At 33.6% G+C, this 25,454-nt stretch carries 18 protein-coding genes; 10 read left to right on the top strand and 8 right to left on the bottom strand.

Features of this window, described 5'->3' with window-relative positions; all coding sequences use genetic code 11:
• Positions 1-358 precede the first annotated feature (358 nt).
• Complete coding sequence (locus QLQ94_RS15375) at positions 359-1,012, bottom strand: response regulator transcription factor (protein ID WP_271336087.1); 654 nt, start codon at positions 1,010-1,012, stop codon at positions 359-361.
• Positions 1,013-1,103: 91 nt separating this feature from the next.
• A complete protein-coding gene (locus tag QLQ94_RS15370; protein ID WP_271336086.1) occupies positions 1,104-2,855 on the bottom strand; it encodes an ATP-binding protein in 1,752 nt (583 codons plus the stop codon).
• A gap of 704 nt (positions 2,856-3,559) precedes the next feature.
• Between QLQ94_RS15370 and QLQ94_RS15365 the strand changes: the two genes are divergently transcribed.
• Entirely contained in the window at positions 3,560-4,063 is a 504-nt protein-coding gene (locus QLQ94_RS15365; protein ID WP_271336085.1) for a GNAT family N-acetyltransferase, read from the top strand.
• Between the two features lie 176 nt (positions 4,064-4,239).
• Here QLQ94_RS15365 and QLQ94_RS15360 read toward each other — a convergent pair whose 3' ends face one another.
• Positions 4,240-7,632 carry a trifunctional glycoside hydrolase family 18/polysaccharide deacetylase/glycosyltransferase family 2 protein gene (locus tag QLQ94_RS15360; RefSeq protein WP_482497681.1) on the bottom strand — a complete coding sequence of 1,131 codons (3,393 nt, stop codon included), beginning with the start codon at positions 7,630-7,632 and terminating at the stop codon, positions 4,240-4,242.
• A 290-nt stretch (positions 7,633-7,922) separates the two neighbouring features.
• On the opposite strand from QLQ94_RS15360, the gene QLQ94_RS15355 reads away from it, so the two are divergent.
• A complete protein-coding gene (locus QLQ94_RS15355) occupies positions 7,923-10,547 on the top strand; it encodes a phosphatidylglycerol lysyltransferase domain-containing protein (protein ID WP_482497679.1) in 2,625 nt (874 codons plus the stop codon).
• A 248-nt stretch (positions 10,548-10,795) separates the two neighbouring features.
• Here QLQ94_RS15355 and QLQ94_RS15350 read toward each other — a convergent pair whose 3' ends face one another.
• From QLQ94_RS15350 to QLQ94_RS15340, 3 genes are all read right to left on the bottom strand, one after another.
• Entirely contained in the window at positions 10,796-11,572 is a 777-nt protein-coding gene (locus QLQ94_RS15350; RefSeq protein ID WP_427402235.1) for a polysaccharide deacetylase family protein, read from the bottom strand.
• A 356-nt stretch (positions 11,573-11,928) separates the two neighbouring features.
• Positions 11,929-12,147 carry a hypothetical protein gene (locus QLQ94_RS15345; protein ID WP_271336080.1) on the bottom strand — a complete coding sequence of 73 codons (219 nt, stop codon included), beginning with the start codon at positions 12,145-12,147 and terminating at the stop codon, positions 11,929-11,931.
• A 45-nt stretch (positions 12,148-12,192) separates the two neighbouring features.
• On the bottom strand, positions 12,193-13,248 hold the full coding sequence (locus QLQ94_RS15340; protein ID WP_482497677.1) for an alkene reductase: 1,056 nt from the start codon (positions 13,246-13,248) through the stop codon (positions 12,193-12,195).
• Between the two features lie 160 nt (positions 13,249-13,408).
• Between QLQ94_RS15340 and QLQ94_RS15335 the strand changes: the two genes are divergently transcribed.
• The 6 genes from QLQ94_RS15335 to QLQ94_RS15310 all read left to right on the top strand — a co-directional run bounded on the left by QLQ94_RS15335 (position 13,409) and on the right by QLQ94_RS15310 (position 21,881).
• Positions 13,409-13,756, top strand: a complete 348-nt coding sequence (locus tag QLQ94_RS15335) for a winged helix-turn-helix transcriptional regulator (protein WP_271336078.1) — start codon at positions 13,409-13,411, stop codon at positions 13,754-13,756.
• Between the two features lie 92 nt (positions 13,757-13,848).
• Complete coding sequence (locus QLQ94_RS15330; protein ID WP_482497675.1) at positions 13,849-14,766, top strand: bestrophin family protein; 918 nt, start codon at positions 13,849-13,851, stop codon at positions 14,764-14,766.
• A gap of 34 nt (positions 14,767-14,800) precedes the next feature.
• Positions 14,801-15,493 (top strand): response regulator transcription factor, encoded by a 693-nt coding sequence (locus QLQ94_RS15325; RefSeq protein WP_072953911.1) that lies wholly within the window; start codon positions 14,801-14,803, stop codon positions 15,491-15,493.
• On the top strand, positions 15,483-16,850 hold the full coding sequence (locus QLQ94_RS15320) for a HAMP domain-containing sensor histidine kinase (RefSeq protein ID WP_427402232.1): 1,368 nt from the start codon (positions 15,483-15,485) through the stop codon (positions 16,848-16,850). The genes QLQ94_RS15325 and QLQ94_RS15320 overlap by 11 nt, the downstream gene beginning before the upstream one ends.
• An 865-nt stretch (positions 16,851-17,715) precedes the next feature.
• A complete protein-coding gene (locus QLQ94_RS15315) occupies positions 17,716-20,931 on the top strand; it encodes a TonB-dependent receptor (protein ID WP_482497672.1) in 3,216 nt (1,071 codons plus the stop codon).
• Between the two features lie 260 nt (positions 20,932-21,191).
• Entirely contained in the window at positions 21,192-21,881 is a 690-nt protein-coding gene (locus QLQ94_RS15310) for a VIT1/CCC1 transporter family protein (protein ID WP_271336074.1), read from the top strand.
• Positions 21,882-21,932: 51 nt separating this feature from the next.
• Here the strand turns inward: QLQ94_RS15310 and QLQ94_RS15305 are convergent, their stop codons facing one another.
• Entirely contained in the window at positions 21,933-23,309 is a 1,377-nt protein-coding gene (locus tag QLQ94_RS15305; protein ID WP_427402230.1) for a sensor histidine kinase, read from the bottom strand.
• Between the two features lie 252 nt (positions 23,310-23,561).
• Positions 23,562-23,900, bottom strand: a complete 339-nt coding sequence (locus QLQ94_RS15300; RefSeq protein ID WP_427402229.1) for a winged helix-turn-helix transcriptional regulator — start codon at positions 23,898-23,900, stop codon at positions 23,562-23,564.
• Positions 23,901-23,997: 97 nt separating this feature from the next.
• On the opposite strand from QLQ94_RS15300, the gene QLQ94_RS15295 reads away from it, so the two are divergent.
• Both QLQ94_RS15295 and QLQ94_RS15290 read left to right on the top strand, forming a co-directional pair.
• The gene (locus QLQ94_RS15295; RefSeq protein WP_427402228.1) at positions 23,998-24,636 is read left to right on the top strand and encodes a peroxiredoxin-like family protein; all 639 of its coding nucleotides are present in this window, start codon (positions 23,998-24,000) and stop codon (positions 24,634-24,636) included.
• Entirely contained in the window at positions 24,633-25,436 is an 804-nt protein-coding gene (locus QLQ94_RS15290) for a DNA alkylation repair protein (protein ID WP_482497669.1), read from the top strand. Before QLQ94_RS15295 ends, QLQ94_RS15290 begins: the two co-directional genes overlap by 4 nt.
• Positions 25,437-25,454: the final 18 nt, after the last annotated feature.

The raw sequence follows: 25,454 nt of genomic DNA, 5'->3' as shown, positions 1-25,454 counted from the left end.
CCTCAAAAAATAAAATTGACCTGCATTGTATAAAGTCCAAAAACACAAACAAAAGCCGTCTGCGACAACAAAAAGATTATTCTTATATCAGGAAAATTTGGCATTAACAGGTAATTAAATATATCTCTTTCTTTAAATTCTTAATTGCTTATTCTTCCTGACGTTACAAAAATACTCTCAATAAAATCAATACTTTATAGAACAATGCACGGAGTTGTGTAGAACTATTTCTACAGAAAATAACTTACAATTCTAAAAATTTATGGCATAAAAAAACAGGAACCTGGCAGATTCCTGTTTTTGATAAATATTCGATAACAAACTGTGCGATAACAGTTAATGCGATAATCAGAGAGAACTATTCGTCATAATAGAGCTGAAAGAACTTTATTAAATCAGCCAGATTGTCAATCTCTAACTTTTCGAAAATCCTGTTTTTATAAGTACTAACGGTTGTTTTTTTTATGTTTAAAAGTTCTAATATTTCCAGATTACCATATCCTTTAATTAATAGCTGTGCTACTTCAATTTCTCTGTTCGATAAAAGATCCAGCGGATTTGTGGGCTTTTTTGAAATATAAGAATCTAAAATTTTGTCTTTTATATTCTGGGTAATATATTTTCCTGATGCAATCATGGTATTGATTGCATTTTTCATTTCATCTTCTGTCGTTTCTTTGTTCAAATATCCCGAAGCGCCAGCATTTAAATAGCGCATCGCATAAATATTTTCATCATAGGCCGAAAATATTAATATTTTGACATCGGGCTGAATTGCTTTAATTTCTGAAATGACATTTATGCTATTACCATCAGGAAAATTCACATCCAAAATTAATAAGTTGACTTTTACCTCTTTTAGAATATCAAATGTTTCTTTAAAATTTCCTGCTTTATAAATTGTGGCATTCAAAAATAACTCTTTTATGATCAGAGAAACGCCTTGTCTTACCACGCTGTGGTCATCAGCAACTAAAAAACTATAGTTGTTGGATGTTGATTTCATTTTCATTTGCATAAATTAAAATTGTTGCGGCGCTCTTCCCTTCTTATTACTATTTGATATTGTAAAGTACAAAAATATAAACGTTCTGTTTTGAATTTTAAACCAAACTTATTATAAGATTGAACTTAATCGTTGTGCCTTTACCCTGCTGACTTTGAACACTAATTTCTCCACCAAATAACTCGACTATTTCTTTACATAAATTAAGTCCTAAACCAACTCCAAGATCATTCACTTTTCCTGAAACAGTTCCTTGATAATAGAGTTCGAATATATTCTTTAAATCATTTTCCGCAATACCAATTCCGTTGTCCTGAATTTCAACATTTAGATTAATTTTTTTACCTGAAATCTTATCAGGATCAATCGTAATTGCTATCAATCCGTCTTTTGTAAACTTATTGGCATTACCAATAATATTATAAAAAAGCTGGTGTATTTTTGTAGGATCTGAATAAACTTCAAGATCTGAAACCAAATTAGAACGAAACTCAATTTTATTGCCTTTACTTTCTACCAATGAAGTCATCGCGTAAATGATCTGATTGATTTCTTCGTTTAAATGGAAGTTTTTGTTGTTTAATTTTGGTAAATAATTTTCATCTTTAGAATATTCCAATATCTGATTTGCCAAAAGAAGCAACGAGTTTGTGGTAAACTGAATCGATTTAAAAGTATCTTTTATCTCAGGATCTTTTATCGATGAACTTATCATTTTGCTGTAAATAGAGATGATACTAAGCGGCGATCTAATTTCATGACTGACCATTCCCATAATCCTATTTTTAAAATTTAAGCTTTCGCGTATTTTAATTTGTGCAATGGTTAGTCTTTTCTCATATTGAAAAGCCATTCTGGTAAAACTAAAAAGTACAATCGATATAATAAACATCAATATTATCAGGACTGCAATAGTGTAACTTCTCACTATTTTATTAGAATTGTATTGATTCTGCAACTGTTTTTGGGTGTCGTCTTGCAGCGTGTTTAACGATTTATTATAATGAGGCATTATCTCTGCTTCTAAATTCAGCAGTTTATTATTAAGCTCCGTTAATTTTGAATCCTGATCCTTTAAACTTGCAAATGACTTTTTTAAATTCTGAAATTGATTTTCGTAGTAATTATTGGTAGTTTTAAACAAATTTGCAAATTGATCTTCGATGCTTCCGGATACCATTTTATCATTGTATTTCATGGTAACCGTAATCTTAAGCTGTTCTTTTTGCACATCCATTTTTCCGGCCAAAGCATTACCTAATCTTGTAAATAATCCTTTTTTTGACACACTGTCAACTTGTATATAAGAATCCGTTTTAATACTATCCAAAATCTTTTTATATTCAAATTTATTGAGTTTGAAAGATTTCGAAGTGTTATTTTTAGACGGATTAATCTGGGTTTCGATAATAGAATCAATATCTGCTTTTAAGGATTCAATGGTATATGCTGATCGATTCTTTTCCATCAGAATCTTCATAAATGCCTTATTATCTGTAGTAATCAAACTCAGGCTGTCTACCAAACGGCTTATTTCGTTTAATGAAACATTGTATTTGTCTAGTGAAGCCTGATCTTTTTGACTTTTATAAGCATTAAAATTCTTTTGAGAATCAATAAATGAATGATTTATTCTACCCGTATATTGCGATATTTTATTCAAAGAAGTCATAGAATCCAAAGCCTTAGACATTTCAGATTCATTTGATGTTTCATTGTACCAAATAATTACAACTATTAACTGCAACAAAATAACAAAAGCTATTAGCGAGTAATGAATTATTTTTCTGTGTTTGAATTTTAGTTTCAATAAACTAAATGTATCATTCAATAAATGCTTTCTAATCAAAATTTATATTTTTAAAATGATAAAAAAATAATGAGTAAAGAAGAAAATCAATAACTCATTCAATTGTTTTAATTAGGTATCTGAAGTATTATCATGAATGATGTACTACATTTTGAATAAATATTATTTATTGGATTTCAATCAGTATTACTGATTAAAATCTAATGCCGGTAAAAGTTGTTGTTCGCTTAAAAATAAACCTGGCTTAAATAAAAACAGCAAAGCTTATCCGGCAGCAAAATCAGCACTAATTATAACGGCAACAAATATTTAAAAGAGACTTGGGGATTCTTTTAATTCATTAAATATGCTATAAACAATTTACATATTTTCAATTATATTTTGAATATATATTTATTTTTATGCTTTTAATTAGTTGCAAAAGTAGCTTGCTCAGGATTAACATTGTGTAGAACAATATAAAACCGCATGTAGAACTTGTTCTACAAATAAAATACTCTTTTTACGATTAAAATTTTCTAAAATATAAATACAATTCAAGTGCAAAAATAGCTAAGTTCCTTTACAAAACAACCAGATAACAATTTAATATAATGATACTGCACAACGGGGCAGCATATTAATTTTGCTCTATTATTTATTTTCTCTAAATTCGGCTGTATTTACAAAAGAAAATCCTGCTCTACATTTCAGCAAAAACTAAAAAAGAACTCAAATCATTTACCTTAATACTATTATAGTTAATGTCTACTTTATATCAAAGCCCAAGAATAATTATTCGAGAATTTTTACCACACGAACAACAGACATTTTTAAATCTTTTTAAAGATGATCAGGTTACACAATACCTTCCTGAGGCTTCGCCAGAAAGATATGCTGAGATGTTTAATGAGTTGCTGGAGAATTATGAAAAGAAAAAACTTAGTCGATGGGCGATTTTCGATACTACAAATAATAATTTTATAGGAATGTGCGTTGCCCGTGTTTTTGTACCCAATACAAGCCAAATAGAAATTGGATATGTACTCAGCAGGCAATATTGGGGAAAAGGTATTGCGACAGAGGTTTGTAAAGCTCTAACTCAATATAGTTTTGCCCATACAAATACGAATGAAGTCGTAGCGATAACTGATCTCAACAATAGTGGATCACAAAATGTATTGCAAAAAGCAGGATTTGAACGATTGAATAATTTAATAAGAGATGAGGAAGAAATAGCTTATTTTAAGATAGAAAGATTGTTGTAGGTTATTCTTTTAATTTAAAATTAAGTGATTTATCTTTCCTATTAACCATTTATGATAATTTATAAAAAGTCAGGAGACTTTTATCAAGTTTACAACTTACCGTAAAACAAAAAAAATTGCGCAAAGTCAGAGACATTTGCGCAATTTTTTATTATAACTCTTCAGGACTGGGAATTCTACCCATCCAAAGACCCCACATTTCCGGTTCTCTTTAGTACTCCCCAACTCTGGCTTTCTCCTTTTATAGCTCTTCTGATTGCTCTGAATAATATCACATACATTAACTGACGGTAGACAAATCGTTGCGGAATCAGCCAGATGAGTTTGCTTAATTTTTCTTTTTCGAAAATAAAAGCAATTACGCTTACCAGCATATCTACCAGCATAAATACAAGATAATAAATTCCAATTTTATGAAGACTGTCGGGATTATTATGATTCCAGATCAGACTGACGATCAGAATTAAATCTGCCAACGGAGCAAAAATGGGAAGCACGATCTGAAAAATTAATACGTTAGGCAATGACACCATTCCGAGTCCTTTATACTTTGGATTAAAACAGGCGTCACGATTTTTCCAGAATGCCTGCATAATACCATAACTCCAACGGAAACGCTGTTTCATGAATTCATTCAAAGTTTCAGGTGCTTCTGTAACGGCAACGGCTTGAACACAATTAACGATTCGGTAGTTGTTTCGTAGAATTCTTATCGTCAAATCACAATCTTCGGCAAGAGTATCAGTTGTAAAACCTCCTGCTGTTTCGATCGCTTCTTTCCTAAAAGCGCCAATAGCTCCCGGCACCACCGTGATTCCGTTAATCAAATCAAAAGCCCTTCTGTCAAAATTTTGAGCAGTAGTATATTCGATGCTCTGCCATTTGGCAAGCATGGTATTTTCGTTTCCTACTTTTACATTTCCGGCAACGGCACCTACTATCTGATTGTTTTTAAACTGTAGGGTAAAACACTTCATTAATTGTGAAAGTGCATCTGTTTTTAATTGGGTGTCTGCATCAATACAAACTACAAAATCATTCTGAGTTATCGCAATTCCGTGGTTAAGTGCTGAGGCTTTACCACCATTTACTTTGGTATGTACTTTTACAATATCATGATTTTTAAACGCTGTATCTACCTGACTGAATGTAGTGTCTTTTGAACCATCATCGACAAAAATAATATCAAAGTTAGGATAATCCTGTCGAAGCAAGTTATGAAGTGTTTTTACGGCATTTACCTCTTCATTATAAGCAGGTACAATGATACTTACTTTTGGGTAACGTTCTCCTGCTATAGTATAACTTAACGGATATTTATAATCTTTCCATTTTTTCAGGAAAGCCATAATTGCCATTAATAAAATACGGATGAATCCTAAAAAAATAGCGATCCAAAAAAGGGCTGTAATAAAATTACCAAACCAATATCCAAGATCAAAAATGATGTTATCAAGGGTTACCAAATTTCCTTTTGCCTTTGGCATAATTTCATCTTTAGTCTTTCCTAATAACTTAGAAACGGTTGTAAACTGAATTCCTTTGTCTTTAAAATATTTTATGATTCTGGGCAAAGCTTCTACAGTTGCCTGTCTGTTGCCACCGGCATCATGAAGCAGAATAATTCCTTTAGTCGGATCAGCTTCATATCCTCTGATTACCCTGTTATAAATACTGTCAGCAACAACGCCTTTTTCCCAATCGTTAGGGTCGATACTTTCTCCTACAGTATAATAGTTTTGCAATTTACTTAATGCAACAGGTCGCAGCTCTGCTTCTGTTGTTGGTTCAGCATCAGCATTATAAGGCGCTCTAAAAAGCACGGTACTTCTTCCCGTAACCGCTTCGATTAATAATCGGGTCGTTTCCATTTCGGCAGAAGCTCTTTCTTTACTGACCACTGCAATATTAGGATGTGTAAAAGTATGATTGCCTATCTCATGCCCTTCTGTATAAATTCTCTGCAGAAGCGGGATATTGTTTTCTCCCTGAAGTCCGACTACAAAAAATGCGGCATGAATTTTTTCACGCTTTAATATATCTAAAATTTGTGGCGTATAAGTAGGATCAGGACCATCATCAAAAGTTAGAATAACCTCTTTATGTACATTCCCAAATTTGCTTATAACATATTTTGTAGGCAGTTCTACATATTTTTGTTCTGTAATAATTGATTCATTTGGATCTGTCTGCAGATTAATTTTTCCCGGCTGAGGATCCGTAAGCACATTCAGAATTTCTCCTTCACCGATATAATCAGGCGTCGAGAAACTCATATGCACTTTCTCTAATGTTTTAAAATCAAATGGGGTTTTGGCTATGCTTTTATTCGTCAGGCTTCTGTTATAATAATGCCATAACCTGCTGTCTTCACTACCTAATCGCCATAATGCGGTTCCGGCAGTACCATATTCATCTGCAAACCTGATGGTATTAAAATTAGTTGCGGCATCAGTAAAATAAACCTGATGTTTATTCCCTCTTCCGTCAGTATAATTAAACGAGTTATTATAACTGTTATCATTAAAGGTAATTTTCGCACCATATTGTTTGGCCAGCGATAATGCCTCGTCGTATGTAACGGTTACAGCTTCTTTATTTTTTTCCCAATCATAACCATAACCGGCAAAACAGAGAATAATTTTATTAGACGGAATCTCTTTTGCAACCTGATCCAGAATTCTTTCTGTCCATTTTTGACTGCTTATTGCTCCCGGCACACTACCGCTATAATGTTCGTCATATGCCATTAAAAACATATAATCATTATATTGAGATAATGCCTTTATATTAAAATCATCATCATTGGCCATGATATCCTGGGTAACAAGAAATCCCATGGGATGCAATTTTTCATAAAGTTCTTTTTGAAAAGCAATTATAGGCTCGTCGCTATTTTCTTTAAATTCCTCAAAATCAATATTAATTCCCTGAAGATTATATTTTTTAAGATTTTTAACGATATCGTTAATCAGCCTTTCTTTCTTTACGTTGTCATGCAATATTCTATGAACCATATCGCCGTCAAACTCTCCTTCGCCTTTAGATTCATTGATATTATTTATAAGAGGAACTATTTTTATTCCTGCTTTTTTCATGACTTTCAAAGCTGCCGTATCAATTTCTACCCGCAGTAAATCTGTTTTTGGATCTAAAAAAAACCATTCCGGAATTACCATATTGAGTTTACCAATATTCTTTTGAAGTGAAAAGAAACTTTGCGGATCCCAATCAACATAAAAAGCAGCACGAATTTCCGGAAAATCAATTCCTACGCTTTGCTTTTTTAGCTTTTCCATTTTTGATTTTGATCTCAAAAAACTATTAAAACCTTTGTATTTTATCAGTTCCTTCGCAGTAAGTTCTACTGGTGTACTTGGATTTACCAGTTTTTGTGTCGAAGTATCGTTCCCTAATATTGGCAATGAAGGTTTTAATCCTCTCTGGAGCGTAATAATAAAAACCGGAATCAACATTAAGAGGAGAAAAATAATCAATCTGGTTGACCATTGAAAAGTTCTCCAACGCAATTTAGTTTGCGTTTGAAATACTTGTTTTTTATTGTCCATAATTTTAATTAAATACTGTATAAATTTAAGTCAAAAATCTGATTTAATTCAATTTAGACTTCTATAATGATCTGTTTATTAATCGTAGAAAAATCGCTCCTTTTTCAATTCATTGTTATTATCTTTTATAATTTGAGGTATAAACGAAATACAAGATCGTCTTCAAAAAAGTCTGAAGCTTCAATTAATCCGGTAAATATCTTACTTTTTTTTAATCTTTAATCAATAAAATTACTTTCTCTATTAATTTATATAGTATTTTTATATCAAAGCAAATAAGTGATATTACGATGACAGAAACAAAAAACACCAATAGCACTTTAAGTTTACTCAAAAAAAAAGCGCTGACTTTTTTCTCTAAAAAGGGAAAATTATCAGGCCAGGTTATTTTGACATTTTTTTTTATTTTTGTCGGTATTTGGTTCATCAAAGAAGAACATAACGAGCTTTATCAAATAAAAAACAGTATTACCGAAGCCCAGCCACAATGGGTCATTATCGCTTTTCTGGTAACCTTTATATATATTTTTCTTCAAGGATTAATGTACGTCGTTTCATTTGATGCTATTGGTGCAAAAATCACCTGGAAAGATGCAAATATCTTATTCTTAAAGCGCAATTTTATAAGTGTATTTATTCCTGCCGGCGGCATTACCTCACTGTTCTTTTTTACGGATACGCTGTTAAAAAAAGGAACTACAAAAACAGATGTTCATTTAGCATCAGCGATTTACGGCTTTGTGGGTATCGTATCGGTAATCCTGCTGGCAATACCACTTTTTCTTTTTTCATTATTAGAAGGAAGTGTTAGTGCCAATGAATGGATTGTTTTGGGTCTTGTAATCGTTATTATTCCTTTACTGGTACTTTCGTTTAATTCTTTAATTCAGAAAGGAAAACTGTATAGATTACTCTTAAAAAGTTTCCCTAAAATTGAACCTTTTATAATTGATTTACAAGAACATAAAATAAACAGAACTAAATTTTTAAAGATCGTATTATGCTCTTTGATTATTGATATTATTGGTATTGTACATATTTATATTGCCATGAAAGCGCTTCAATTCGAACCATCACTTTTTGCTGCGGCAATGGCGTATGTTGTTGCTGTTATTTTTTTAATAATCTCTCCATTTTTGAGAGGTTTAGGCGCTGTCGAAGTTTCTATGGGATACCTGTTAATACAATATGGTTTTAGTAATATGGAAGCCGTTGCCTTAACACTTTTTTATCGTGTTTTCGAATTTTGGCTTCCTCTGTTTGCCGGCGTTATTTTATTTATTTCAAAGATTCAAAAACTGCTTCTTCGTGTTGTGCCTGCTTTGCTTCTACTGGTTCTTGGTATTATTAATATCATATCTGTTTTGACGCCTGCAATAAATAGCCGACTTATTCTCCTTAAAGATTTCCTGCCTCTTGAAGCAATACATGCATCAAATTATCTTGTATTGACCACCGGATTATTTTTATTGGTAACAGCAGCTTTTATGCTAAAAGGACTTCGAATGACTTGGTGGTTTGCCCTGATTTTATCTGTGATTTCTATAATAGGTAATCTTACCAAAGCCATAGATTTTGAAGAATCGACCGTTGCTTTTCTGGTTCTTTGTGTTCTAATCGCAACCAGAAAAGAATATTACGTCAAGACCAATCCAAGGCTTGGTATTATAGGTTTGCAAACCTCATTGTTAAGTATTCTGGCGGTTTTGATTTATGGTGTATTAGGGTTTTATTTCTTTGATAAAAAGCACTTTAATATCGATTTTAGTTTAAGTGAATCTATCCGTTATACGTTTCAGAATTATTTTCTGTTTGGGAGTGACAATCTTCATCCAACGGGAACTTTTGCCGAGCACTTTTTACTCTCTCTCAAAATTAGCGGATTCCTTTCTTTCGGTTTTCTAATTTATACACTGGTAAAGCCTTCCATAATAAAGAATACGGTTAGTCCGCAAGAAAAAGAAATTGCGACTGAATTGGTTAACAGCTACGGAAACTCAAGCCTGGATTATTTTAAAACGTATTTCGATAAATTGATTTTTATTTCTAAAAGTAAAAATGCCTTTATTTCTTATCGATTGTCCGGAAATTTTGCAGTTGTTTTAGAAAATCCTGTTGGCAGTAATACTCAGGAAACCTCCCTTTGCATCACAGAATTTGACCAGTTTTGCTATGAATTTGGATTAAGAAGCATTTATTATCGTATACCTGAAGCAAATTTAAAAACGTATACTGAATTGGGTAAAAAATATTTTTTCCTCGGGCAGGCAGCTGTTGTTGATCTGCGGGAATTTCATCTCGAGGGTCAGAATAGAAAATCACTCCGCAATTCCCTGAAAAAAATTAGTGATCTTGGTTTACAGCCCATTATTAACCAGCCCCCTATAAAGGATGGTTTACTGCAGCAAATTAAAGCTGTAAGCGACCAATGGCTTGAAGAAACTTCGAGAAAAGAGTTGCTTTTTTCTCAGGGTATTTTTTTATGGGAAGAACTAAAAAATCAAACCATTATTACTGTTCAAAATAGTGAAGGTAAAATTCTTGCTTTCTTAAATATAATTCCGGATTATGCAAAAAATGAAGGCACGTATGATTTGATCCGCAAAACAAATGATGCTCCTAATGGAATTATCGATTTTATGATGGTGGCACTTTTTGATTATCTTAAATCGAAAGATATTATTTATGCAGATCTTGGTCTGGCACCAATGAGCGGAATCGAAAACCCGCAAACCATACAGGAAAAATCAATGAAATATGCATATGAAAAAGTCAAATCATTTTCGCATTATAAGGGTCTTCGGGATTTTAAGGATAAATTCTCTCCTTCCTGGCACAATCAATATATTGTTTTTACTGATGATTATGACCTAATCCAGATTCCGCGAATTTTGACAAAAGTGATAAAGCCTTAGGTTACAAAATTAGCTACTCCTATACCCTATAGCGAATAGCAAAAGTGTTTTACCCGGTTTGTCAATTTCGACAGAGGAGAAATCACACAAGAGACTCCGTCATAAAAGTCGCTAATCTTTGTCGATTATCGAGTGTGATTTCTCCCTTCGGTCGAAATGACAAACTTTGCGGATAAACTTTGTTATAGACCTTTGTTGTAAACCTTTGTGACAATCTTTAGTGATATACTTTGGCGACATCCTTTGTACTATTCCGGAAGTAGATCATCTAAATCAGATGTTTTATAGAATTTAAGATCATTAAGTTTCATGTATTTACAGATGAACTCTAAGGTTTCTATTTTTGTCTGATAATTTTCGGTTACGTTTTTAACGGGTTTGTGTCCACATAAAAGCAAAATTTTATTGTGCTTTTTGGCGTAATCCAATAATTCTAAAACATACGGAATACTAAAATGAATGTGGCTGTTATCGATATCAAAGGCAAATACAATTTTTGAATTATTAAAAAAACTGTCTTGTTTCTCCGGAGCTTCACCACCAAAAGCTCTTCCTCTTATTATTTTATAATCATCAGATAAAGCTTTATCAAGGGCATCAGATCTTTCTCCGTAAGGATATGCAAAAGTACTTACATTAAATCCCAACCTTTTCATTGAAATGATCATAGGATCAATTTCCTGCTTCATATATTCGTCTATGCCATTTTTCTGAACGAACTTAACAGCATTGTAATGATGATATCCATGTGCAGCAATTTCATGGCCTTCTTTTTGCATTTCGAGCAGTTTTTTAATCTGTGGCGCTCCAATAGAATCTATTCTGCAAACATTAAAGGTAGCTTTCCATCCGTATTTTTTCAAAGCCTGATCAGCTTCATACCATTCATCGACATAAGCATCATCAAAAGATAAAATCACACCTGCTTTATATGGTTTAGGATCAGCTTTTTGCTTTTTGGTTTCACAGGAAAAAATAGTAAAGAACATTAAAAGTAATAGTACTTTAGTAAAAAATAGCTTCATAAATGTAATTAAAATAAATGTTCTCTTAAAAATTAAAATGAAAGATACATATTTCTTCATTACTACAAAGAATGAAATCGTAAATTAATTCTAATATATTTACTTACTTCTAAAAAATTCAATTAATCTGTTCGTAAACCATTTCGGATTATCCTCTCCCAAAGCGTGTCCGCTGTCCGGAACTAAATCAGTTGTTACATTATTGGCTACTTCTCTAATACAATCAAATGTTTGCTTGTAGGGTATGCCTTTTTCTCCATTAATAGCAAGAACAGGAATATTTAATTTTCCTTTAAAATTAGCTCGATTTGTTTTTCCGTCTCCAAGAATCGTTGCGTATTACATAAATCCTGCTTTCATTGCACCTTGTCTGCTGCAGGCCCAGACCCGCAAGTAACATAATGCAATTTAATTCCGTTTACCTGCGTATACTGATCTGCGAATAAAGTATCAGTAGCAATTTTATTAGAAGCTTTATCTTTTGATTGATAATGCGTTTTGTTATTTGGTTTTTGAGCTTTTGTAATATTAAATGATAGCAGTACTATCAACAAAAACAGTATTTTGTATTTCATTTTGTTTAATTGTAAAGTTTATTATTTTAAAAAAGGATAATCTGTCTAGCCTTTTTCGTCGCCGCCAGCGTACATTTTTTCAGGATCAGGTTTATTCAAATCTGCGTTTACACGAAATCTTTCCGGCAAATCAGGATTAGCCAAAAACAAAGCCCCAAACGAAACCAGTTGGGCTTTACCATCTTTAACTATTTGCTCTGCAGTATCACGCGTATAACCTGCATTTATGATCAGTGGCTTATGAATTAAATCTCCAAAAGCTTCGACGACATCTTTAGGATATTGAGCAAATTCATCTATCGGAAACATGGGCTGCATTAAATGCACATAAGCTATTGGTAATTTATTGAGTTCTTTCAGCAAATAAGCATATAATTCTACAGGATTTTCATCAAACATACCATGATAGAGAATACTTGGCGATAATTTTATGCCTGCACGATCTGGTCCTGTGATCGCAATTAATTCTTTCATTACTTCAAGTATAAAACGACTACGGTCTTCTATGCTTCCTCCATACTCATCTGTTCTTTTATTGGATGATTCTGATAAAAACTGATTGGGGAGATAACCAAAGGCTGCGTGCAATTCTACCCCATCAAAACCGGCTTCGAGTGCATTAATTGCTGATTGTTTATAATCTGCTATAACTTGTTTTACTTCTGCATGTGTTAATTCATCAGGCGTTTCAAATTCTGACCATCCAAAACCGGTATAAGCTTTCTGATTTTCTATACGAATTGCAGAAGGTGCTACAGGTCTTTCGCCATTCTTATTCGCAGAATGTGCTGCACGACCGTTATGCCATAATTGCGCGATTATTTTTCCGCCGGCTTCATGAACCGTTTTGGTAATTTCTGTCCAGCCTTTTATATGTTCATTGGTATACAATCCCGGTGTAAAAGGCATCCCAATGGCCTGTTTTGAAATATTCAGACCTTCAGATATAATTAATCCTGCCGAAGCTCTTTGTTGATAATAGAGCGACATTAATGGTACAACATTACCCTCATTATCTGCCCTGCTTCTGGTCATTGGAGCCATGACCATACGGTTTTTTAAGTATATTGCCCCTAATGTAATTGGTTCTAAAAGTTTCATTTTTTTTATAAATATTTAATTGTACGTATTTAAAAACAGCTTTTTAAAATGCTGAAAAATCTCTTTTTATTAAAAAGATCTTGCTAAATTACCTCCATTACTTTACTTTTGCAAGTAGGTACACTTTATGTACACTATAGACATAATATAAAGCAATACGATGGACACAAGGGAGACGAAGAAAAAAGAAATTGAAAAAATTTGCGATATACAAACTGCTCTTGCAATTTTGGGAGGAAAATGGACTTTTTTGATCATTTATACTTTACTCGACGGAAAAAAACGTTTTAAAGAACTCGAACGTTCTGTTACAGGAATCAATACCCGAATGTTGGTTAAGGAACTAAAAAGTCTCGAAGAACATAAAATTCTTATTCGCGAAGCTTTTGCAACAGTTCCTCCCACTGTTGAATATTCATTAACCGAAAAAGGAAAAGATTTAAAAACTACAATAAAGAATTTACATCAATGGACTGAAGATTGGCTGGCAATAGACGGGTCGAAATAATTAATATCTCTTTTCATTCTATTCTTTACTGATTTTTTGCAGGAGGTTCTACTTTTTAATTACTTTTATAGCAACAAATCTAGTCACTGCCAATGATTATCAAGAAAAAGAATACCTGGTTTAAAATGCTTTTTGAATGGAAAGGGTCTGTTTTGCCACAATTGCTTCCCAGGCTTTTGTTATTATTGCTGTTTTCTCTTTTGGTAGTTTATTTTAAACCTTATTTAATAAAATACAATCTGCATATTAATCCGGCTATTTTTACGCTTTTTGGGATTGCTCTTGCTATTTTCCTTGGTTTTAGAAACAGTGTAAGTTATGACCGGTTCTGGGAAGGGAGAAAACTTTGGGGAGCATTACTAAATGATACCAGATCGCTTGCCAGACAAAGTATCACTCTTATTAATGATCCCGCATATGAAGCTAAACGTGATAATTTTACTAATTTATTAATTGCATTTGTATATAGCCTGAAGCATCAGCTTAGGGAAACTGATCCGGAGGAGGACCTGAACCGATTGCTGCCGAAAAATTTTATTGAACAGCTCAAAACGGTACAATATAAACCAATTATTATTTTGAGGCAGTTGGGAATTTGGGTGAAAACTGCTAAATCAGAAAACAAAATAGACAGTGTTACGCAATTGGCTTTTGAAGAAAACCTGAATAAACTCTCCGATATTATAGGCGGATGCGAAAGAATTGCCAGCACTCCAATTCCTTATACCTATAGTGTCTTGCTGCATAGAACAGTTTATATTTATTGTTTTTTATTATCATTTGGTTTTGTAGAAACAATGGGTTGGATTACTCCTTTTATAATTGTTTTTATTGCATATACTTTTGTTGCGCTTGAGGCAATTGCCGATGAATTAGAAAATCCGTTTGGATTACAGCCTAACGATCTCGCACTGGATACAATGGCTCAAATGATAGAGAACACGCTGTTAGAATTAAACGACAAAAAAGTAAGACCAATACAAAATCAAAATCTCTATTGTATTACTTAATTTATACTATTACACACGCCAATTATTTCAAGTTATGAATAAAGTATTATTAGTCGAAGACGATCCAAGAGTTGCCTCCTTTATAACAAGAGGACTTGAGGAACATCTCTATGAGGTAAAAACAATTACAAAAGGTTTTGATGCCATAAAAGAGGTAATGGAGAATACTTATAATATTATTATTCTCGACATTATGTTGCCTGATATTACGGGATTTGAAGTTTGCGAAGTTTTAAGAAGCCGAAAAATTATTGTGCCAATACTTATTTTAAGTGCGCTTGATACGCCACACGAAAAAGTAAAAGGTTTACAAGCCGGAGCTGATGATTATCTGGCAAAACCTTTTTTGTTCGAGGAATTGCTGGCAAGAATAAATGCGCAGCTTCGCCGTGCTGAATTCAGCACCGGAATTTTAGATTTTCAGTCCTATGCCGGAGTTGAAATTAATATGAAAGAACAAAGTGCTTCCAGGGACGGGAAAGAACTGAATTTGTCTTCGAGGGAATTGAAGCTTTTGATTTTTTTTATGAAAAACCGTGAGAAAGCATTGTCCAGAATTGCAATTGCACAAGCGGTCTGGAATATTGATTTTGATACTACATCAAATACTGTCGATGTTTATATTAATTATTTGCGCAATAAAATAGACAAGAACTTCCCTACCCCTTTAATTCATACTATAAAAGGAACAGGATATATGCTCAAACAAAAGAGTCATGAATCTTAAAAATAAATTAGCGGTCAATTCTACTTTGCTTTTTGCTTTTATAGTCGGGCTTCTTATGGCCGGATCTTTCCTCTTGTTTAGAAGTCATATGAAAGATCTTTATTTTGATAATCTTGAAGATCATGCGATGACTGCCGCACTTTTTTATTTTGAAAAAGATGAAATAAAAGAGATGAACAGCGCCCGTTATCAACAAATTGAACTTCAGTACAAACGAATAAACAATGAGTCTATTCGTATTTACGATGCTAAGACCAACAAAATTTATATAAAAGATACAATTGACTTTCAATTAAGCGATAAGGACTTAGAGAATATCAAAAAAGAAAAACTGTTTACTTTTACGAGAGGTAAAAGACAATTTGTAGCTCTTTTTTATACTGACAATCAGGGAGATTTTATCATTGTAGTTTCAGGAATTGATCGTGCAGGTAATAAACAAGTAGAGATACTGGGCTTAATGTTTATTTTATTTTATCTGGTGGGAATCCCTTTAAATTATCTTTTGGGAACATTTCTGGCAAGACAAACTTTTCGTCCCTTTACGGAAGTTATAGCCAAAGTAAATACGATAACAACAGAAAATCTTCATTCGAGATTAGAAATACCACAAACTAACGGTAAAAATGAAATTAAAGAATTGGCTACCACTTTTAATTATCTTCTGGAAAGACTGGAGAGTGGCATAATGATTCAGAATAATTTCCTGAAAAATGCTTCACACGAATTAAAAACTCCTCTTACTATTATTATTGGTGATATTGATGTCTCACTGCAACAACCCAGAACTAACAAGCAATATGAGGAAATACTAAAATCTTTAAGAAAAGATACTCTGCACCTTAAAGCTACTCTGGAGGGACTTCTTGTATTATCAGGACTTGAATTGTCTGAACCTCAACAAATGGAAACGGTACGAATAGACGAGATATTATGGAATGTTCTGGAAAAGAAAGCCATTGAATATCCTGAATCTAAGGTTTCTGTAGATGTAAATGCTATTGCTGATCATGAACATTTACTTTCTGTTCACGCCAATAAACACATGCTTTTTATTGCCTTATACAATATATTGGATAATGCTGTTAAATTCTCCTCTCCTGCTCCGGTAGAAGTGTTTGCCCTTTTAAACGAAGGAAAACTTATGATAAAAATTACAGATCAGGGTCCGGGAATTTCAGAAGAGGATAAACAATCTATTTTTGATCTTTTTTTCAGAAGTGATAATACACGCCATATTCAGGGTCAGGGTTTGGGTCTTTACATTACCATGCAAATTCTTAAACTTCATAATATAAATTTGACAGTAGATTCTGAACTCGGAAAAGGCACTTCGTTTTCGTTGGTATTTCCTTAAAGAATTATTTTTTTTTTCTCGCAGATTGTGCAGAACCAAAGTAACCATAATTATTGTCATCCCGAGGAACGAGGGATCTCCGCAAGAAACTCCGCAAGCAAAATCGCTAATCTCTGTCGAGCTGCTTGTGTGATCCCTCGTTGCCATAAGTTTGCGCAATGGCATGCGGATGACACGGATTCGCTAATGCGAAAGCACGGATTGATGCGGATTTTTAATAGTAAATTTTGATTACGCACAATCTTGTCATCCCGAGAAACGAGGGTTCACACTATCCCGAAGCCCAATGTCATTAAGTTAAGCTTTTAAAAATAAAATTATTGCAAACCAAATCCGTTTTTATCCGCGTATTTACGAAGTAAATCTATTATATCCGCGTCAAAATTAGACGCTGATTTTACTGATTCGCTAAAGCGAAAACGCTGATAAAAACGGATTTTTCCAATTACTTTCTTGATTAAACTGTAAAGTAATTTTATAGATTTCCCCTGAACTTAATGACATCCCGCTAAAGCTGGACGCTATTCAATTTTATGCTCATTTGAAATTATCATTGTCTTAATATATCAAAATATTTACATTTTTACATTAGAATAGTAATATCTAAAGTTATCAATTTTACCGATCGCTAACATTTGCTTAACACTCTAATCTTTTTCTAATCTACTTTAAACTCAAATCTAATCTACTTATTTTTAGATTTTTACACAAAGCGTTGATTCTAAAGCGTTAAAGCGAATTTAAAAAAATAACACGTTCATAATCCTTAGTTAACAATGAATTGTTTTATGATTTTAAGTTAACAAAAAGCTTAAATCAGATCGAAACAAACAGAGTTTCTTTGTCAAATAAAAACTAAAAAACAATGACAAAACTAAAACTCTTTTTTTCGGCTTTAATGCTTCTCGTTATGGGAAACATTTTTGCCCAAATTACAACCTCATCCTTATCTGCAAAAGTTAGCGATGGTACAAGTCCACTTACTGGTGCTGAGGTTACATTAACACATTTACCTACTAATGCAGTTTACAGAGCTGTAACGGATAAACAAGGTAGATTTAGTTTCGAAAATTTAAATGCCGGCGGACCTTACGAATTAGAAATTAAAAGTTCAGGTACCAAAGATTATTCTAATGCACAAATAAATTTAGCATTAGGCGATAATGATTTACCTGCTATTGTGGTTGGTAAAACAGATAATAATGTATTAGAAGAAGTGGTTATTACAGGTTCAAAACCTTCTTCAAAAAATAATGGGACAAGTATTAATGAGAAAAAAATTAATGGTTTACCGTTAATCAACAGAGGAATTCAGGACGTTACAAAATTAGTTCCTCAGAGTTCTAACAACTCTTTTGCCGGAACCAATTTTAGATACAACAACGTTACGATCGATGGTTCTATAAACAATGATGCAATTGGTTTTAGCCCGTCTTTGGGTGGTCAGTCAGGAACATCAGGAATGCCTGGAAGCAGTACACGATCAAATTCTATAAGTCTTGATGCAATACAGGACATTCAGGTTTATATTGCTCCTTATGACATTAAATTAGGAAACTTTTTAGGCGGAAGCGTCAATGCCGTTACACGCAGCGGTACAAACGAAGTGACCGGATCTATATATAGCTATGGCAGAAATGCAGCTATGACAGGTCCTAATAATGCAGGTGACGGTTCTAAAATGCCAAAATCTTTTGGTGATTATCAAATTGGTTTCAGATTAGGCCTGCCAATTATTAAGGATAAATTATTCTTCTTTACTAATATGGAATATGCAGAGAGAACGGATCCTTTATTTTACAATGCCGGACAAACAAACTCTGACGGAAAATTAACTTCATTGGTTGATAATACTACAGCAGAACAAATTTCGAATTTCGTTAAGTCAAACTACGGATTTGATCCTGGAAGTTATGGTGCCTACAACAACTTTGCAAAAAGCCAAAAATTCTTCAACAAATTAGATTGGAAAATTAATGACAAACACTCTCTTTCGTTAAGAAACAACACTGTAATTTCTCAGGCATCAAATTTAGAGCGTGACGCAGCAAACTTTAGATTTTCAAGCATGGATTTTACACAAAAAAACCAATCCAGCAGTACTGTCTTAGAATTAAAAAGTCATTTTAACAGTCAATGGTCTAACTCATTCCTTGCAAGTTATTCAGCTATTAAAGATTATCGTGATCCAAAATCAGGAAATGCTATGTTTCCTCAGGCAGAAATTGGATATAACGGAGGAACAATTTTCTTAGGAAATGATCGTGAAGCAACTGTTTTTAATATGAAACAAAATACAGCCGAAATCACAGACAACCTTACTTATAAAACAGGAAACCATACTTTATTATTTGGTACTCACAACGAATTTTACGACATTAATTACGGTTTTGTAAATGCTCTTAATGGAAGGGTTTCATACAAATCACTGGCAGATTTCTACAGCAAAACTCCAACTCGTGTTCGCGGAACGTATCCTTTTGACGGTTCTACAAGAGATGAGATTTTTAATAATCCATACGCTAAATTTAAAGTAAACCTTTACAGTTTTTATGTACAGGATGAGATTAGAATTGGCAACAAACTAAAAGTTACGCCTGGTGTGAGAGTTGATTATACTGATTTGCCAAATAAGCCAAAATTAAGTCCACAAGTACAAAACTCGCCGGCTGACCCTAATTATGGCACAACATATAGTTATACGCCATTAAGCCAGATTAGTAACAACTTTTTTAGCACAGCACTAATTTCGCCAAGAATAGGATTTACTTATAATGTAGACGAAGATAAAACTCTTGTTATACGAGGTGGTTCAGGAGTATTTACAGGCAGAATTCCGTTTGCATGGTTAGGATATGCGTATTATAATGACGGTGTAGGTTACGGAAGTTACGATAAAAACAACCTTACTCCTGCTCAGGTTGCAGCAGCTGGTGATCCTTTGGCCAACAACGGATTAAACGGATATCATGATGCAACACCAAAGGTACAGGCAGATTTAGTTGACAATAAATTTAAAATGCCGGCTGTTTTAAGAAACTCTCTTGCAATTGATAAAATCATTAACGGATATAAATTTACAACAGAAGGTATTTATACTAAAGTGATTCGTGATCTTGAATTTCAACAAGTAAATAAGACTGATAACCCTACTTATTTTTCTTATGATACGAATCACCAAATGCCAATTTACGCCGCTAATATCAATCCTGCTTTTTCTAATGCTTATTTATTGTCAAATACAAGCAAAGGATACAGATATAGTATTACGGAGATGGTTTCTAAAACATACGATTTTGGTCTTAGCTTTATGGCGGCTTATACGTACGGAGATTCAAGAGATGTTACAAACGGAATTCGTAACTCTATGGAAAGTAACTTCCAGATGAATCAGTCATTGACTCCTAATGATCCTCAATTGGCAACTTCTAACTTTAATATCAAACACAGAATCGTTTCTAATGTAGGATATGCTGTAAAACTGGCTGAAAACAATACTTTCTCTGCAAACGTGTATTTTAATGCGCAATCAGGAAATCCGTTTTCATGGGGATTTGTAAACTCAACCATTGCAGGAACAGGACAAGCAGCAGGATTGGCTTATATCTTTAAAGATGCAGCAGAAGCGGCTAAATATATTGGGGTAAGTTCTACTGGTGTTCGATCTGCAACAGCAGCGCAACAAGTAGCAGATTACGAAGCTTTTATTAATGGAAATGATTATTTGAAAACAAGAAGAGGAACATTCACTCAAAGAAATGGTGATACTACGCCTTGGAACATTCAGGCAGATTTGAAATTAATGGATGAAATAAAAGTTTCAAAAGTGGGTACATTCCAAATCTCATTTAGCATGGCTAATGTTGGAAATCTTATCAATAAAGACTGGGGAAGAAGTTATTTCGTTCCAAACACTTACAATTCAACAGCCAACTTAGGATTAACAAAATCAGGAAATTTAGGCGGAGTTGCTACTGGCGATCCAACATATACTTTCCAGAAACCTACGGCTACACCTTATACTGTAGATCAATTAGCCTCAAGATTCCAAGGGCAGCTTGGATTGAGATATTCGTTCTAGAAGATTGTGTTTTATTTTTTTTATTGTCCCCCAGTTTCAACCCTTATGAAACTGGGGGACTTTTTTTATACCTGTATTTTATATTTCGATATATTTCCCGTTCGATTTACATTCTGAGATTTAGTGCTAACTAAAATTAGTCTTCAAAACGTTTTACAAAATTTAGAATCATTCTATTGCTCTTCTTTTGATAACCAAAGCTATTTTGAAGTAAATTTCATTAGGAGAATTCAGAGTCGACAACATTAAAAAATAAAACTATGCAGGCAGAAAATCATTATATCAATAGAAGTGGTTGGCTACGGGCAGCTGTTCTGGGTGCCAATGACGGAATTTTATCGACAACCAGTTTGGTTATTGGTGTTGCCGCTGCCAGTGCTTCCAGAGAACCTATTTTACTTGCAGCAGTAGCCGGTTTGGTTGCAGGTGCACTTTCTATGGCTGCGGGCGAATATGTATCCGTAAGTTCACAATCTGATGTTGAAACAGCCGATTTAAAAAGAGAAAGAATAGCACTGGAGACTATGCCGAAAGAGGAGCTCGAGGAACTAAGGGATATTTATATCCAAAGAGGATTAAATACAGTATTAGCAAAACAGGTTGCTGAAGCACTAATGGCACACGATGCGCTTGAAGCTCATGCAAGAGATGAACTGGGAATAAACGAAATCACACAGGCTAATCCTCTAATGGCCGCTTTTGCATCGGCGACGTCTTTTATTACCGGAGGATTGCTACCGGTTCTGGTAGCCTTTTTTGCTCCTATCAAAGATATGGTGTTCTATCAATATGGTTTTTCGATACTTTTTCTGGCACTATCCGGAATTTTGGCCGCTAAAGCAGGAGGATCAAAAACGATAAAAGCGGTATTGCGTATTTGTATCTGGGGTACTTTTGCAATGGCAACATCAGCATTGGTAGGTTATATTTTTGGAGTTCAGACTGCTTAAACAAGACCATAAGAATTCTCGTTCTGAATAAGACTAAGGTTTAATTCGAGTTTATCTTTTTATACGCGCCAACGGCAAGATAAACTTGAAAGTACTGCCTTTTCCAAATTCGCTTTCAGCCCAAATTTCGCCCTCATGTTTTTTTATAAATTCACTGCAAAGCAATAATCCCAATCCATTTCCGCTTTCATTTTCTGTTCCTTTTTGAATCACTTTTGCATTAATCTTAAACAGTTTTTCTTTTATGTTATCCGGAATTCCAATTCCATTGTCCGTGATAGATACCTCTACTTTTTGATTTTTCTTTTGTATCGTTACTCTAATTTCGCCTTGTTGTTCTGTAAATTTAATTGCATTGGTCAGTAAATTTCGCAACACCGTATCAATCATATATTTATCCAGTTCAACTTCAATTATTTCATTCCAGTCGAACTTAATAGTTATATTTTTATTTAATGCCGTGTTTCTATTAAGTGCCACATTTTCTTCGATCAATTTATTCAATATCACTTTTTCCGGGCTATACTCAATCATTCCCGTTTGTACGCGTGACCAGTCTAAAAGATTTTCAAGTAACTTATAAATATTTTTGTTCGACTCATGGAGCATTCTGGTAATTTCCTTGATTTCTTCACGGCTGTATACTTCAATTTCTTCAGCCAATATTTCTGACAATGCAACTGATGATCCTAATGGACCTTTAAGATCATGGGCAATAATAGAAAAGAATAAATTTTTATCGTTTAAAAGTTTTTTGATTTTAAGGTCCTGTTTTTCTTTTACCAACAATAAAAATCCTACTGTTCCTATTAATGTAAGCAAGAACAAGCCAATACTATACAAACTATCAAAAAAGCGATACGAAAAAAAATATTCCTGTGGGTTGATATAAGTGTAAACTCCGCGTAGAAAAAGTAAAACTTCGAACGCGGCGTAGCAAAGCAAATAAAACATTCGGAAAAGATTATTTCCTTTTTCTCTAAAATAACTGATTGTTGGGGGTAAAAAAATCGTAAATATTCCCATCGACATAATCAAGATGCGAGTATTTATCGGGCTGTCTAAGAATGTTGCAATATTAAAAACTGCAATAGCCGCAATTGTTAACCCTATTTGCAAACGAGTACGTCTCTTTGATCTCGTTTTGAGCATCGATATCATCGCCATGGTTTCATAGCAGCATCCGCACAAAATAATAGAATTAGCAAGACTGATAGAAATGAAATCAGGAATTATATTTCTTAAAAAAATTAGTACCCAACCTATCGTAAGTGCTATTTTTCCATATCCAAAAATGTTTAACTTCTTTTTATTCTCAATCGTAGCATACGAAAACGAATAACTAAATATAAGTACACAAATAAACAGGTTTCCCCAAAAATAAAGCAAGAAAACTGTTTTTGGATCCAGTGGCAAAAAATTGAACATTATAATGTATTAATAACTGATTTCAGCTTGAGTTAGGGATTCTAGATTTTTATACTTTTCAGGCAATAAAAGGAATATCCAATTCTTCTTCTTCTTAAAACTTTCCATTTTATAATTGACTAAACTTATATTTTAAGGATCAATAATTACGCCGTCTATGCTTAAAATAACGAACTTCATAGATTTACGTGAATGCGAATTTTAATATGATGTTGGTCTAAGCACAAAAATAAATCTTTTAGTTCTGGAAAACTACACCTTTTCATTGTCAATCAATAATTTACCCCAGTCATTTAACAACCATAAAACATTTACTAATTTTTTTCCAATATCCGTAAGAGAATACTCTACCCTTGGCGGAAGTTCGTTGAAAGATTCTTTAGTCAAAATCCCGTCTTGCTCCATTTCCTTCAGTTGTTGGTTCAAAACACGCCTGTCTACTTTGCCAATACCGCGCAAAAATTCGCTGGGGCGTTTTTTTCCTTCGTTTATTTGCCAGACAATAGGAATTTTCCATTTTCCGCTGATAGAATTTACTGCAATCTCTAATGGACAAACTTTATTTTCGGCTGCTTTCTCCTGTGTTTTCATAATAGTGACTTTTTTATCCCTATGAGACAAAATTGTGCGGTATTGCTCATGTTGAATCTATTTTAAACCTTTACAAAAATAAACAAATTAAAAAGACATGAATACTCTGGCAAAGCAAATAGAAAGCCTTAATAATGAATTGGCCCAACAGGTACCTGTAGCGGTATTAGAAATATTCGAAAGATCAATTGCAGCTTTAAAAACTCAAAATATTAAAAATAAAATGGCGCAAATTGGCGATAAAATAATTCCTTTTTCGTTGCCAAACGCATCTAATCATTTGATTCATTCTAAAGACATTCTTGAAAATGGCAAAATGATCCTTGCTTTTTATCGCGGAAGCTGGTGTCCGTATTGCAATTTAGAACTTAGGGCACTGCAAGAAAACCTTTCAAAAATCACCAATAAAAACGTCACTCTTTTAGCTGTTTCACCACAAAGTACAGATGAAAGTATGAAGATTATTGAAAAACATCTTTTGACTTTTGATGTTCTAACGGATAAAAATAACATGCTGGCCAAACAACTGGGAATAAGTTTTGAATTGCAGGAATTTGCTTTGCCAACGTATCAGGCAATGGGAATAAACCTGGAAGATTTCAATAAAAACAAAGAAAATACCTTACCCGTTCCTGCCGTTTTTGTAATAGATTGTGATGGGTCGATATGCTATAAATATGCTGATGCAGATTATAGAAACAGACTTGATATTGATGAATTATTACAATCATTATGAGTGAAACAAAACGTAAAGGATCGCGCTCTGCAAAGGATATTCCGGCAGTCATTCTAAATCAATTGAACAAAGGAGAAATTGAAACTGCTAATCTAACAGAATGGTTATCTGTTGATCAGAAATTATTGCTTGAAAACCTGCTTCGGCAATGTAAACGAACTGTTTATTTAAAACCTATTCTGGAAAGCATTGACTCATTAAAAAAACAAACTGTCAATACCATAAATGAAACTATAGGAAACGGTCTTCTGGAATTGGCAATACAAGAAAATGATGCTGAAATTTTAATCTTAATACAATCACATCGATCAGATCTGGTGCGTTGTTGGGCCACTTATACTATTGGCAGAAATACCAAGTTATCGATTGAAGAAATACTGATTCAGATTCAGCCTTTTGCTGCCGACAAACATTTTGGGGTGAGAGAAATATGCTGGCTCGCCATTCGATCTGCCTTAATCAAAAATCTGGATAAAAGCTTAGTAATCCTAGCAAAGTGGACCAGTCATTCAGACGAAAACATCAGACGTTTTGCAAGTGAAGCAACACGCCCAAGAGGAGTTTGGAGTGAACATATCGAGAAATTAAAACAATATCCGGAATTAGGTTTGCCTATTTTGGAACCCTTAAAATCTGACAGCTCAAAGTATGTACAAAACAGTGTAGCCAACTGGCTTAATGATGCCAGCAAAACCAAACCTCAATTTGTTTTGGATATTTGTGCTGAATGGCAAGGAAAAAGTCCTACGAAGGAAACCGCTTATATTCTAAAAAAAGCGTTGAGAACGATTCAAAAATAAAGAGATACAAAAAAGGGA

This window comes from Flavobacterium sp. B114r (genome assembly GCF_056824125.1).
This window is presented reverse-complemented; position numbering and strand designations above follow the sequence as displayed.

Bases quoted from the DNA above. Each gene is read 5' to 3' on its own strand.
- QLQ94_RS15355 (WP_482497679.1), top strand. From the start codon at position 7,923: ATGACAGAAACAAAAAACACCAATAGCACTTTAAGTTTACTCAAAAAA.
- QLQ94_RS15320 (WP_427402232.1), top strand. From the start codon at position 15,483: ATGAATCTTAAAAATAAATTAGCGGTCAATTCTACTTTGCTTTTTGCT.
- QLQ94_RS15350 (WP_427402235.1), bottom strand. From the start codon at position 11,572: ATGAAGCTATTTTTTACTAAAGTACTATTACTTTTAATGTTCTTTACT.
- QLQ94_RS15325 (WP_072953911.1), top strand. From the start codon at position 14,801: ATGAATAAAGTATTATTAGTCGAAGACGATCCAAGAGTTGCCTCCTTT.
- QLQ94_RS15300 (WP_427402229.1), bottom strand. From the start codon at position 23,900: ATGAAAACACAGGAGAAAGCAGCCGAAAATAAAGTTTGTCCATTAGAG.
- QLQ94_RS15360 (WP_482497681.1), bottom strand. From the start codon at position 7,632: ATGGACAATAAAAAACAAGTATTTCAAACGCAAACTAAATTGCGTTGG.
- QLQ94_RS15315 (WP_482497672.1), top strand. From the start codon at position 17,716: ATGACAAAACTAAAACTCTTTTTTTCGGCTTTAATGCTTCTCGTTATG.
- QLQ94_RS15365 (WP_271336085.1), top strand. From the start codon at position 3,560: ATGTCTACTTTATATCAAAGCCCAAGAATAATTATTCGAGAATTTTTA.
- QLQ94_RS15375 (WP_271336087.1), bottom strand. From the start codon at position 1,012: ATGAAAATGAAATCAACATCCAACAACTATAGTTTTTTAGTTGCTGAT.
- QLQ94_RS15305 (WP_427402230.1), bottom strand. From the start codon at position 23,309: ATGTTCAATTTTTTGCCACTGGATCCAAAAACAGTTTTCTTGCTTTAT.
- QLQ94_RS15295 (WP_427402228.1), top strand. From the start codon at position 23,998: ATGAATACTCTGGCAAAGCAAATAGAAAGCCTTAATAATGAATTGGCC.
- QLQ94_RS15330 (WP_482497675.1), top strand. From the start codon at position 13,849: ATGATTATCAAGAAAAAGAATACCTGGTTTAAAATGCTTTTTGAATGG.
- QLQ94_RS15310 (WP_271336074.1), top strand. From the start codon at position 21,192: ATGCAGGCAGAAAATCATTATATCAATAGAAGTGGTTGGCTACGGGCA.
- QLQ94_RS15345 (WP_271336080.1), bottom strand. From the start codon at position 12,147: ATGAAATACAAAATACTGTTTTTGTTGATAGTACTGCTATCATTTAAT.
- QLQ94_RS15290 (WP_482497669.1), top strand. From the start codon at position 24,633: ATGAGTGAAACAAAACGTAAAGGATCGCGCTCTGCAAAGGATATTCCG.
- QLQ94_RS15340 (WP_482497677.1), bottom strand. From the start codon at position 13,248: ATGAAACTTTTAGAACCAATTACATTAGGGGCAATATACTTAAAAAAC.
- QLQ94_RS15335 (WP_271336078.1), top strand. From the start codon at position 13,409: ATGGACACAAGGGAGACGAAGAAAAAAGAAATTGAAAAAATTTGCGAT.